The 11,295-nt window shown below is 55.6% G+C and carries 18 protein-coding genes and 1 pseudogene; 3 read left to right on the top strand and 16 right to left on the bottom strand.

Annotated elements, in window-relative coordinates; all coding sequences use genetic code 11:
- From CE491_RS30560 to CE491_RS00750, 16 genes and pseudogenes are all read right to left on the bottom strand, one after another.
- Positions 1-105, bottom strand: a pseudogene (locus tag CE491_RS30560) (peptidase M48, Ste24p); the annotation flags it as partial.
- Positions 106-332: 227 nt separating this feature from the next.
- Positions 333-623, bottom strand: a complete 291-nt coding sequence (locus CE491_RS00825) for a hypothetical protein (RefSeq protein ID WP_110946486.1) — start codon at positions 621-623, stop codon at positions 333-335.
- 108 nt (positions 624-731) lie between these two features.
- Positions 732-1,016, bottom strand: coding sequence for a hypothetical protein (locus tag CE491_RS00820; RefSeq protein ID WP_110946485.1), 285 nt, complete (start codon positions 1,014-1,016; stop codon positions 732-734).
- A 158-nt stretch (positions 1,017-1,174) separates the two neighbouring features.
- Positions 1,175-1,768 carry a hypothetical protein gene (locus tag CE491_RS00815; protein WP_234407463.1) on the bottom strand — a complete coding sequence of 198 codons (594 nt, stop codon included), beginning with the start codon at positions 1,766-1,768 and terminating at the stop codon, positions 1,175-1,177.
- On the bottom strand, positions 1,765-2,364 hold the full coding sequence (locus CE491_RS00810) for a recombination protein NinG (protein WP_110946487.1): 600 nt from the start codon (positions 2,362-2,364) through the stop codon (positions 1,765-1,767). Before CE491_RS00810 ends, CE491_RS00815 begins: the two co-directional genes overlap by 4 nt.
- 105 nt (positions 2,365-2,469) lie before the next feature.
- Positions 2,470-2,871: a recombination protein NinB gene (locus tag CE491_RS00805; protein ID WP_110946484.1), complete on the bottom strand. Its 402-nt coding sequence runs from the start codon at positions 2,869-2,871 to the stop codon at positions 2,470-2,472.
- 105 nt (positions 2,872-2,976) lie between these two features.
- Positions 2,977-3,450 (bottom strand): hypothetical protein, encoded by a 474-nt coding sequence (locus CE491_RS00800; RefSeq protein ID WP_110946483.1) that lies wholly within the window; start codon positions 3,448-3,450, stop codon positions 2,977-2,979.
- Positions 3,447-3,743: a hypothetical protein gene (locus CE491_RS00795; RefSeq protein ID WP_110946482.1), complete on the bottom strand. Its 297-nt coding sequence runs from the start codon at positions 3,741-3,743 to the stop codon at positions 3,447-3,449. The genes CE491_RS00800 and CE491_RS00795 overlap by 4 nt, the downstream gene beginning before the upstream one ends.
- A gap of 109 nt (positions 3,744-3,852) precedes the next feature.
- Positions 3,853-4,023, bottom strand: coding sequence for a hypothetical protein (locus tag CE491_RS30100; protein ID WP_199884924.1), 171 nt, complete (start codon positions 4,021-4,023; stop codon positions 3,853-3,855).
- Positions 4,024-4,204: 181 nt separating this feature from the next.
- Positions 4,205-4,840 (bottom strand): PDDEXK family nuclease, encoded by a 636-nt coding sequence (locus CE491_RS00785; protein ID WP_110946480.1) that lies wholly within the window; start codon positions 4,838-4,840, stop codon positions 4,205-4,207.
- Positions 4,837-6,234 (bottom strand): DnaB-like helicase C-terminal domain-containing protein, encoded by a 1,398-nt coding sequence (locus CE491_RS00780; RefSeq protein ID WP_110946479.1) that lies wholly within the window; start codon positions 6,232-6,234, stop codon positions 4,837-4,839. The genes CE491_RS00785 and CE491_RS00780 overlap by 4 nt, the downstream gene beginning before the upstream one ends.
- Positions 6,224-6,937, bottom strand: a complete 714-nt coding sequence (locus tag CE491_RS30095) for a helix-turn-helix domain-containing protein (RefSeq protein WP_199884923.1) — start codon at positions 6,935-6,937, stop codon at positions 6,224-6,226. The genes CE491_RS00780 and CE491_RS30095 overlap by 11 nt, the downstream gene beginning before the upstream one ends.
- Positions 6,934-7,686, bottom strand: a complete 753-nt coding sequence (locus CE491_RS00765; protein WP_110946478.1) for a phage antirepressor KilAC domain-containing protein — start codon at positions 7,684-7,686, stop codon at positions 6,934-6,936. Before CE491_RS00765 ends, CE491_RS30095 begins: the two co-directional genes overlap by 4 nt.
- A 90-nt stretch (positions 7,687-7,776) precedes the next feature.
- Positions 7,777-8,013: a hypothetical protein gene (locus CE491_RS00760; protein WP_110946477.1), complete on the bottom strand. Its 237-nt coding sequence runs from the start codon at positions 8,011-8,013 to the stop codon at positions 7,777-7,779.
- Positions 8,014-8,033: 20 nt separating this feature from the next.
- The gene (locus tag CE491_RS00755; RefSeq protein ID WP_110946476.1) at positions 8,034-8,225 is read right to left on the bottom strand and encodes a hypothetical protein; all 192 of its coding nucleotides are present in this window, start codon (positions 8,223-8,225) and stop codon (positions 8,034-8,036) included.
- Between the two features lie 31 nt (positions 8,226-8,256).
- The gene (locus CE491_RS00750; protein ID WP_110946475.1) at positions 8,257-8,466 is read right to left on the bottom strand and encodes a hypothetical protein; all 210 of its coding nucleotides are present in this window, start codon (positions 8,464-8,466) and stop codon (positions 8,257-8,259) included.
- A gap of 88 nt (positions 8,467-8,554) precedes the next feature.
- Between CE491_RS00750 and CE491_RS00745 the strand changes: the two genes are divergently transcribed.
- The 3 genes from CE491_RS00745 to CE491_RS00735 all read left to right on the top strand — a co-directional run bounded on the left by CE491_RS00745 (position 8,555) and on the right by CE491_RS00735 (position 11,112).
- Positions 8,555-9,382: a S24 family peptidase gene (locus CE491_RS00745; RefSeq protein ID WP_110946474.1), complete on the top strand. Its 828-nt coding sequence runs from the start codon at positions 8,555-8,557 to the stop codon at positions 9,380-9,382.
- Between the two features lie 371 nt (positions 9,383-9,753).
- On the top strand, positions 9,754-10,464 hold the full coding sequence (locus tag CE491_RS00740) for a hypothetical protein (RefSeq protein WP_110946473.1): 711 nt from the start codon (positions 9,754-9,756) through the stop codon (positions 10,462-10,464).
- 252 nt (positions 10,465-10,716) lie between these two features.
- Positions 10,717-11,112: a hypothetical protein gene (locus tag CE491_RS00735; protein WP_110946472.1), complete on the top strand. Its 396-nt coding sequence runs from the start codon at positions 10,717-10,719 to the stop codon at positions 11,110-11,112.
- The last annotated feature ends 183 nt before the right edge of the window (positions 11,113-11,295 follow it).

Here is an 11,295-nt window from a genome sequence, read left to right as displayed (position 1 = left end):
TCCGCGAAGAAACGTCAGTGACAGAACTGCACCGGCGAAACCAGCAAGCGCAACGCCGTACTTCGCCAGCAGTGCTCCTGCGGCTGAGGTCGAGGCTGGTTCCATTGGTGACTCCGGGAATAAAAGGCCCGAGACATCCGGGCAAAGGCGCTGGAGGAGCAGCACGAGGGAAACAGGAACGAATAAGGCCCTCGCTGAACATGGCGATCAGAGATTCCGAGGGATTGGGGAAACCGGTACATCCGGGAAAACATCCACTTGGGTAGCGGCTTTCCTCGGCGGTACAAAAAAGCCCGGCATGTGGTCCGGGCTTTTCCAGCATCCAGGCGTATTCAACAGATCGTCAGGCCGTAGCTCTCGGGCTTGGGCTTGGCAGACGCCATTTCGAAGTGATTGCTGGATGCGCGCAGATTGGACTTCAATTGTTCGTCGGTGGATTGGCTGCCCGTTCGCCATGCAGTCAGGGTCAGTTCCAGACGCTTGAACGCCACGATTTGCGGCTCGCCCATGGAGCGAACCATGTGATAGGCGGAAGTCACCGGGTCGGCCAGCGCAGTCAGGGAGAAACAGGACAGGCATGCGGCGAGCGCAAAACCCAGGTACATGGTGAGTCGCTTCATCATTCGGCATTCCTCGTTGGTTGGTTTTTCTTCAGGCATAAAAAAGCCCTACACGATGGCAGGGCTTCAGTTAGAGGCGGTGAGACAAATCAGAGAGCCTCTGTCGAGGCCTCAGTCTCGATTGAAGCGGAAGTTTTCGTTCACCAGATCTTTGCCTTCTAGATGCATAGTTCCGGCGAATGTGTAGCCAGTGAAGATGACATTGTCGCCGCTCACCTCGTAGTTACCGCTCGCACCAGAATCCATTGAGAACGTGTTTTTACCCAATGTGAGCTTCACCCCCTTCACTGGTCCTTTGACCATGGTGTAAGTCCCCTCGACGGAATTACCACACGCAGCCAGCAATGCGGCAGTAAGGGCAATGGGAACGGCCTTCCAAAACGAGTTCGATTTCACGGTGCGGTCTCCATACATTAAGTGAGCCGCGCATCTTAAAATAAGAAGAACTTCATAGCCAAAAAAAAGCCCCGCACGATGGCGAGGCTTCTGGTGAAATTCGCCAGAGGCGAAAATGTCACAATGGAGAGAATGATGCCTGAGCCGCACATTTGTCGTCAAGCAGCAATTTTCATCTCTTTTATCGCCAAAGAGACAGGGACCAGGGCAGTCTTGTCCAGGTCGTTGCATGCGTCGAAACAAGCCTGCACGAACTCTTCCCACTCTCGCTCCCAGTTGCGTGAGTCAAGCTCCAATCCGAGCACACTCAGCAGCCACGAACGGAAGGCTTCCGGCGACGGGCACGGGTCCGCTCCTTCACTCTGCCCGCCCTGATGTATGCGGCGATACCGGTACAGCACGCCCCGCGCTACAAGCTCAGCCTTCTCGAATTTCTTCGCATACATCTTTGGCCCCGCGCGGTAGGCTGCCATGAACATGGTCTCTTCTGCCTCTTCCTTATCGTCCACCGTGGCAATTGGGCTATACAGGTAGTTGCCGAACGCCTGCAGGTGCGGCGGCAGTGTCGCAATCGCGTGCTGGATGCGGGCCGAAACTGACTGATGCATGGCGTGGCGGCTATTGACCGCTTTGGCTGTCACTTGGACCGTACAGCCCAGCCGGCCGAGCTGTTCTATGTAGGAGCCTTGGCTGTCCCAGGGTGTGTACAGCGCATCGTGCCAGGCAAGCCGCGCGGAATTCAGGTTGATCATGCTACTGCCCTCGCCTTCAGTTCTCTTGTCTTTGCCCGAAACTCGGCCTTGATGGCCTTCAAATCTTCGATGGTGTATTTCTTCACCGACTGGTCGGCCTCAAGCTCGTCCACGGCAGCCTGTCCAATACGAGCGATCAGGCCGATCCGGTAATCGACGGCATTGCCTGAAAGAAATCGGTTGTCCTGCTTGCTCTGCGCATGACAATTGCGCTCGTCGAACCTCAAGTGCGGTGCCGAGCCGACGCTGCGGTAATGGCCGGCATCTACCGCGTTGCCGCTCCAGTCCAGAGGCTTGCCGCTGGAGATGCAGCAGTGCCCGGCCAACTGATCACGCCAGCGGATGTATTCGTTGAATGCCTGTTGGGCTTCGCGCAGGTGATCGCCGCGGCTCTTCAGCTTCTCTTTCCGAGCCCGGACTTCCTTGCGCTCGATCTGAGCCAGCGCCTTGCGCACCTTCTCGTCGTTGACCGGGGCGATGGCCAGGCCGCATCGAGGGCCGCACACTTTCTGGCCGAGGCGTTGCGGGGTGAACTGAACCCCGCATGCGGTATTGGCGCAGGTCTTCTGCTTGCGCGTCGGCGGCGACTTCTTCACTGCCTGTCCGATCACAGCCCACCCCCGAACTGGCAGGCCATCGGCTGGGCGTGATAACCGGCCTCAAGGATCGTGATGAGGGACCGAATTAGGCCCTTTGCGAACTCAGTCATAGCGGCCACCCCACAGGTCAGCCTGAGTCCAGCGAACCTCATGCTCGGCGCCGAAGGCATGCATGACTTCGAACAGGTCGCTGAACCACTTCTGAGACTGCCTTCGAGTAGAGATGCCCAGCACGACGAATCCGCCGTCGAGCCCAGGCACCGCACGCTGCTTCTCGACCGAGGCGCTGAAAATGTGCTTCCAATCCTCGTCGGAGAGCTTCTTGCCGTACCACTCGACCTGCTGGGAGACGTCGCGCAGCATTGCCCACATCTTCCGGTTGCTGACGTCAGGACGTTTCTCGTCCTTGATCACCACCAGCTTCGGCTTAGTCAGGTCAGTGGCATGCAGGTAGCCCATGATCCGGGCGATGTCGCTGGTGGACTTGAGGGCGAATTCAGTCATGGCGAACCACCTTGTTCGCCACACCCGACAGGAATAAAATCCGACCGCCAGCCTTTCCAGCATGAAAACCTTGCGGAAGAAATACGGATTGCGGGAGGCTGGCGATCATGGCTGCTCTCCCTTGCTCATGGCGATCGCCTTAGCCGCAGCGTGGGCGCGGAATGGCTCCAGTGCATCGTGGGCAATTTTTGCAGCCGGGACATGGTCAGCCAGCGCCGCAATCGATTCCAAGGCAACCCGGAGCTCGCGCCCAAGATCAGTGGCAGCGTTGAAGCGGTGGATATACTTCAAAGCCCGAAGCTCTGTCTTCTCCAGTTCAGCGCCAAGGGGTTCTAACTCCTCGCGAAGTCCCTCGACATCCCCCTTAAGCCGCGCTATCTCCTCCTTGGCAGCCTCAACACCCATTTCGTAGTCGGAGACCGTGGCTTTGAGTTGAGCTATCTCCCCATCCCGCGCGCTCCAAACCGCGTAGAAATTCCCGGTCGCGGTGCTCTCATAACTGCCCTGATCGGTTTTGGTCAGGTACAGGGTGGGCAGGTGCTCGCTTGCCCATGCTTCGAATTGGTCTTGGGAGGTCATGACATCGTCCTCCCGACTTCGGCGGCAACGTGGACGATCTTTCGTCGCACGTAGGCGAGGCGTGACGGCTGATCATCGTGGGCCTGCCAAGCTTCCTGAATGACAAACTTGAGGTCGATAGCCGGGTTAGCTACGGCAAGAGCCAAGGCATCGTCGCTATGCGTGAGAGGACGCCACCGGGTATAGCTGTCGCGCGCGCCAATTCTCAGGCAGTTTCGGCTTGACTCGTAGCAGAGAACCGGGCCTATGCCAGCGGATTTTGCGGCGTTGCAAAGCATGATCTGGTCGCTCATCTGAACAAAACTCCCACCTGAGCAGGCGCAGTGACCCGCTGAACTTTGTGATGCACGCCGTATCCGGCTACCAGGGTGATAAGGGCTATGCAGATCCAGATGGTGTTGGTCATGGCGCACCCCGCATAATCCGGTCGTGCTTGATCAGGGCCTTGGTCTTCAGCTTCATGGCCAGGCGGCGCACTTCACCGGTTTTGCTATTGGCGATGTAGCGGCATGAGTTGTATTGAGCCCACAGCACATTCAGCGCGCGGCCTGTTCGTTCGATGTAGTTGTTCATACGCACCCCCGGATCACGCTAACGTTGCTCTCTGGCTGGGTCGCTAGCTGACGCCGGCAATTCGCGCACGTCGCCTGCCCTTCCCCTGCAATCGCCCGGCTCGATACCGTCTTCCCGCACAGCGCTACCAGGTGGCCGTACTCAGCCTCTGCTTTGAGTAGGTGTTTGTGTTTGGTGACGATCATGCGGCGGCCTCCTTGGAGCGGACGACTTCAAAGAATTTGATCAGCGCCCATTCGGCCGGACTGGTTTGAGCGTGACGCGCAGCTTTTTCCGTATTCAGCGGCTTGGCCACCGAGGACAGGTATCGCTCCTTTCCTGTGCGATCCATGTAATCCATCAAAACCTCGTCCATTAACTCCGCAACGCTGAATAAGCCCGATTGGCGATGTTTGTTTCCAGCGAGCAGGTATCGCCTATAGGTCTCTTCACCCAAGCCAGCGAGAATGATCTTGTGGAATTCGAAGGTGCTGTAGCGGATGGCCCCACGCTTGGAGCAAACGAAAATCTCGCCCCCGGCGATGCCCGGATAGCACATATTCATATCACCGCAGACGATGACCACTAGGCGCCCTGTAACCAAGCCCGCGTCCACCGCCTTTTCGATCTCAACCTGACTCGGGCGAGGCCCTTTCACCTCAACAAAGACCTCTGCGCGAGGCAGATAGAAGTCCGGCAAGTAGTAGCCGTGGCGTGTTTTCACCAGCCGGGGCTCGTAGTGCCAATCAATGCGGAGTGCATTCATCATCCCGGCCCAGCGGGTCTCGGAGTGTGAGCGCATTTTGTAGCCGTCTTTTTCGAAGATGGTCTGCTTCATACCCGGCCACCTCTGAAGGAACCCATCATGGAACGGGCCGATGGACGTGCGGCCGGCGGCTGCTCGGCGTACTCACGGGCGTAGGCCGAATGGTCTGCATTGACGAAGCGCGCAAACTCTCCCTGGAATTGCAGAACGCAATCCCTTGGTTGGGCATGCCGAACCTTGACCACATCGACGTCCGTGATGCCTCTGCCGCCGCGGTCAGCGTCATTGTCCCGGTGCGCCATGATGATGACGTCCGCGTCTTGCTCGATCTCGCCGGAGTCGCGCAGGTCACTCATCTTTGGCTTCGGATCAGCACGGTTCTCGATGCTGCGATTGAGTTGAGCGAGCACAACCACTGGGATGCCCAGTTCCTTTGCCAGTGCCTTGAAGCCGCGGGTGTAGGAGCCGAGTTCAAGGTTGCGGTTCTGGAGCTTGCTGCTCGGGTCGGTGGCGATGAGGCTGAGGTAATCAACGACGATCAGGCTCAGCTTCTTCGCACGGTTCTGGAACCTGGCAATGCTGCAGATGCGGGCGAATGTCAGCGCGCCCTTGTCGCAGATCCTGACGTCAGCGTCGGCCAGCTTCGCCACAGCGGCGGTAAGCCGCGCACTGGCGTCGTCGTCTTCCAGCGCCAAGCCGCTTTCGATCATCTCCTGGCTCACACCGGCCTGTGCTGCCAGGGAACGCTTGGCCAGCTCCTTGGTCGGCATTTCCAGCGAGAAGATCAGTGAGGAGCCGCCTTTGATGGCCACGCGATCGGCAATACCGGTGCCCAGTACGGTCTTGCCCGTGCCAGGGCGTCCCGCGATGATGACGAGATTGCCGGGACGAAGCGTCTTGACGATCTTGTCGAGATCGGCCAGGCCGAAGTCTTCGCCCATGACCTGAGTGCCGGCTCGGCGTTCTTCCATGTCATCGAAGACAGGACCCAGGGCCTGCCTCATCGTCACGACGTCCGGTGTCTCCTCCTCAGCGCTCAGATCCATCATCATCGCCTGCGCAGCGGAGATCTGCTGGGCGATCGTTCCGGTGCTCATCGCGAGGTTCATGATTTCGTTGGCTGCCTGATACAACTGGCGGGCCTTGGAGCGCTCGCGGATGATCCCGGCGAAGTGCTTGACGTTGGATGAACCCGATACGTTGCGCATGATCTCTACGGCATACACGAAGGTGCTGTCGCCATTGGGCAATTCCGAACGGATCTCGGAGAGCGAAATCGGGTCGGGCGATACCTGCTTGGAGTGGCAGCCCAGAATCAGCGAGTACAGGGCGCCATTGCATTCGTTGCCGAAGTCCTCGGCGCCGAGGAATGCACCCACGTCTTCACACAGCGACGGTTCGTGCATCAGGCCACCCAGCACGCCGTGCTCTGCTTCCAGTGCGATCAAGGGGCGTTCAGCGTGCATCGTATTTGCCCTCCATGAACCGCTGGATCTTCGTCGCGGTGGTCAAGAACTCAAAGTCGGCAGCCCAGGCGCGGTTATTTGTTCCAAGCAGAAACGGGCAATCAAGCACGTCGTTGAATAACCCCTCCCAGAACTCCAGACCCTTTTCGCGGACTGGGAAGCCACCGTCGAGCTTCAGGTTGCTGCAAGCGCGGATGTGTTTACGGTGGTTATCGGTCAGGCCCATGCAACGAGGCAGCTTTCCACCGAGGATCGAGTTGTACAGTTCACGGATTTTTTCGTGGGGTACCGCTTCGACCGGATCATGGGTCGCCGAGGCACTCGGGGACTTCTTGGGTTCAAGTGAAGGTTCTCTTACGGTTCTGGGTGCAGCTGCTGCGGGGGTATCTGTCGTTAGCTGCGGGGGTATGGGTGCATCTGGTGCGGGGCGCATATCCTGCGGGGGTGCATATGATTCGGGGGTGATGGTGTAAACAGTGGAACGTCCCATGCGCTCGGTGACAGTCAAAATTCCCGCTTTGCACAGCCATTTGATTGCACCCTGAACCGCCCTTTCCGAAAGGCAGGTGCGTACAGCGATCTTCGCAACGGACGGCCAGCAAACCCCTTCATCGTTCGCGTTATCAGACAGGCTGATCAACACGGCCTTCTGAGTGCAGGACATAGACAGGGGCCAGCAGGCGCTCATGATTGTTGTGCTCAATTTCCACACTCCAACTTGTACTGAGCCCACAGACCGGCCACCCAGGTGACCCCCTTGGGTGTGAATTTGGTTTGGTTGAATGCGTGACCGCCTTCGCTGGTGCCGGTCTTCACGTCAAAGCGGCCTGCGTCGATGTGAGGCTGATAGGCCTGCCACTCGCCACCCATGCGGTACATGATCTTCTTGTCGAGCAAGAACTCACGGAAGCGGGCCTCATTAGCACCCAGGAGCTTGGCGGTCTGGCGAAAGCCCTTGAGGCCGGTTGATTCGACGTACTTGTCTACGAACTCGACCTTGGGGGCGGCGATGGCCAGTGCTTGGTTGGCGGCTTGCTGGAGTTCGAACTGTTCGGCCCAGGCGCGCGCGGCGGCGGCAGGGTTGGAGAAGTCAGGGAGCGTGGCGATGACGCGAGGGGCTACGATCTGCTCAAGCTCATGCAGACGGTGGATCACTTTGCGGCGCAGCGGAATGCTGTAGCCGGTAAGCAGGGTCTCGGTCAGCTCGCGATCAAGATGGAATTCGGCGGTGTACCCGCGCCCGTCCTTGTCCTCACGGACATGGCGCAAATCTGCGCCATCTGCTTTCAGTGCAGAAAGCATGACGCGGATGTCGCGGATGACATCCTTGTGTTGCTTGCCGGTCAGTTCTGAGATTTCCAGACTGCTCATTGAAATCGTGCGCGCCACGTTTTCGTAACTGCCGTTTTGTGGCGCGAGATATTGGGTATTGCCTTGAATGCTCTGGTGCATGTAGGATCACCTCACAGAGTGTTGTTCAGTGCGTTGGAAAAGCCGGGGGTTGCAGCCCGGTTTTTTTTCGCCTGCGATTTGGTGGTTTGGTCATTCAAGGGCTTCATCAGTCCCTCCTTTATCAGGGCCTATTGAGTCCGGCGTCTGCTTTGGTACTGGCAGATTCCGGATTTTTCCGGCGCCTTTTGGCCTGGTCTTTTCGAAGAACCGCTCCGTCCCACATTGAGCTGCGTAATCCTCGGGCGTCATGCCCGCTGCTTTCGCCAATCGCTCAAGCTTTTCGTAGAGCCGTCCATCGATCCCGTGGCAGATCGTGGTTTCGGGCACGTAGGCCTCCTTGCGGGCCTTCAGGCCAGCTGGCGTTTCTCGGTAACATCGGTCTCGATGATGCTTTCCAGTTTTTCCTCAACGCACATGCGCACGAAGACGGCGAGTTGAAGCTTGTGCAACTTCGCCACTGCCTTCAGTGCCTCGTAGGTTTCGTCGTCATAGCGGGACTTGATCTCCCGATCTTTCAAGTGGCGCGGCTCGTCATACATGCGGTGTTTTCCTTTGTGGCTGATGAAGTGGTTAGGCGGCAGATTTCTTCAGTGCCTGGGCCGGGTCGTCTTCGCGCTTGGCGATAAGCGCCCCGCTCGACTCCTTTTCCAGAACGCACTGCATTGGGTAGGAGAAACCGCCTGTTGCACGGCACTGAGATACTCGGCTGCCAGTCACGCCGAGGGCGTCGCCGATAGCGCGGCCGGTGCCGAAAAATGTCAGGGCTTCGTCGTAGGTCATGGTTTTTCTCCGATGTCTACGTCGAGTTTAGAGTTCTTAACAGCACAAGGCAAGTTATCTAAACAATGAAGCGTTTAGAATCCTAAATATGGAATTCAAAGATCGTGTAGCCGCGCGTATGAAGGCCTTGAACCTGAACGCGACAGACATCAGCAAATTGACTGACGTATCAAAAGCGACGGTCAGTTTTTGGGTGAACGGGACCAATGGCGCCAAGGGCAAAAACCTTCTCGCCTTGGCAAAGGCGCTTGAGTGCTCGCCTGATTGGTTGTCTGACGGAGTTGGCAGTCCTGAGGTGAATTCGGCTGATCAATCAAAGCCTGGTATGTCTACGGCAGATCTTGTTGCGCAAATGCTCTCGTCGAAAGCAGGGAGAAATCTTTCCGAAAAAGCTCGCGAAACAATGCTTGCCGCCGCGGCCGAGGCTGACACCCCAAGTGACCCAGGTCAGTCATACCAGCCTTCCAACTTCGCCAGCTTGCGCCCAACGAACGAAGAGATCGTTATCCCCCAGTACGACGTTCGCGCGGCAATGGGCCACGGGCAAGTCCCACCCGACTACACAGAGGTCGTGCGGAATTTGGTCGTTCGTGAAGAGATACTTCGCGAGAAGGGAGTGACCTATACCTCCAAGACTGCTCTAGCGATGATCAATGGTTGGGGCCAGAGCATGGAAGGCACCATCAATGACAAAGATTTGGTCATCGTGGACAAGGGTGTTCAGGATTTTATTGGTGACGGGATCTACGTGTTGACCTGGCTTCATGACCTGTACATCAAACGGGTTATGCGGCTTGATGAAGATCACTACCGGCTGATCTCGGACAACCAGCACTACGAGAATCAGACGGCGCGGATCGACGACGTGACGATCCACGCGAAGGTGCTGCTGATATGGAATGCACGGAAGGCGTGAGAGTCGGCAAGGTAGTAGACGCCAAGTGGCCGAGGTCGGTGCTGGCTGAATTAGGCCTGGCGGGTGGTTTTCAGGATGGGCGGATTGTGCGCCCGTAGAGCAACAGAACTGAACATAATTATAGCTATTCGCTATATAAGTAACCAACACATACGTGCATAGGCCGCGAAAAAAATGGAATCATCAAAAAAAACAAGGATAGATCCCCAGTCGAAGAGCGATTCACCATATCTTACGATGCTAAAAAAGACATCCTAGAAGATCATGAAATTGACGCCAGGGTTCTAGGCGAAGCTATATTAGGTCTTCACGCCTTAATTGAGGACACCGCAAAGATAATTAGCAATGGGTCGGCTGATGTAAAGCTTAGGGTGACTACCCCTGCAAAGAAGGGCTCGTTACAGGTTGTATTCTCGCTGCTTTCTGACTACTCCACCATCGTGAAAGTGCTAGGCCTGCTTGGTCTGGCGCATGCAGCAACCTTCACAGGAAGCACTGTAATCGAATTAATTCAACAAATCAAAAACAGGAAAATCACCTCTGTAGTTATTGAAGGGGATAGCGAAGAAGCTACCATTATTACAGATCAGGGCTCTTTCAAAGCTAACAAAAACGTAGCCAAGCTTGTAAGTGATTCAAAAATTCGCGAGTCCTTGTTCAAGGTTATTCAAGCGCCGCTAATGGACAAAAAAGATGCTGTTTTTAAAGTTATCGATGCTAACAACCAAGAAACCCAAGTTATAACCGAAGAAGAAATCAAAGAATTCTCAAGATTACCTAAAGGGTCTCTTGAAGAGATAAAATCTGAAACTGAAACCCATACCGTCACATTTTCCCAAGTTAATTTCGGATCACGAAAAGGCTGGAAGGTAATTATGCCCGATGGCGCAGAACACTCTGTGCTGCTTGTGGATACAGCCTTCTTGGAGAAAGTTTCCAAAAATCAACAAGCCTTCCAAAAAGATGACAGATATCAGGTAAAAATAGAAACGACGACAACTTATCGACCATCGCGTAATACAATTGATCGTGCTATAGTGGAAGTTCTTCGAAACTGGGATGCTCCTAATAGAAGCAAGTGAGGTCGATTTTGTCTGGTCAAGTAATCGCGCTATGGATAGTCGCAATTTGCTTCGCGTCACTTCTACCCCTCACTGCCAAGCTGGGAAAGCTTTACGCGAGATTCTTGTATTCCAAATATTTTTTCTCAGAAGATATTTACGTTTATTACAAGAAAGACGGACAGGTAGTTTCAAGCATTCTAATAAGAAAAGAAGCGGATGGAAGTATAACCCAAAAAGAAATGGATGCTAACGGCAAAGGAGTCTCCACCAATGAGCGGAGTTGACCAACCGAAGCCGTTCAACACTACTAATGTAACAGCTTCCGTGAGCGGCGTTCTTATTGGAGTCGCAGCTCTAATCCCAGAAGACGTATTACCTACATCAGCGAAAGGTATAATCGCTATGCTGGCCGGAATTATTAGCCCGTATTTAGCTTCCTTGCTGGTGAGATGGCACCGGAAACTTGATATCGACCCAGCGCTCATGGATTTAAAGAACCGACTCCAAGCCGATCTAGACACGCAAAACACCCTTCTTGCGTCTGGCAATTTGACAGCCAGCACCGTTGAAGCTATTCAGGCAAAAAGGGAAGTCACAATGGTTAGGATGGCTAGCCTGAATCAGGATTTCAACGATGGAACAATTGCCGTAAAAAGTGGAGAATGATTCTAGCCCGGCCCAGCGCCGGGCTTCCCCTCTCTGCCCATCCCCCCCCCTGCATCACCCCCTACCCCGCGCAGGCATCGGCCTGTGTGTAAAGTGACGGCCTGTTTCTTGCGATGTGTCACATCTGGTCAATGCTGCCAGACCGCCATCTCTTCACACAGGACAATAATATGGATAAGTCTG

This window comes from Pseudomonas bohemica (assembly GCF_002934685.1).
Taxonomy (GTDB): Bacteria; Pseudomonadota; Gammaproteobacteria; order Pseudomonadales; family Pseudomonadaceae; genus Aquipseudomonas; species Aquipseudomonas bohemica.
Note: the sequence above shows the minus strand (reverse complement) of the source record. Positions and strands in the feature narration are given on the sequence as shown.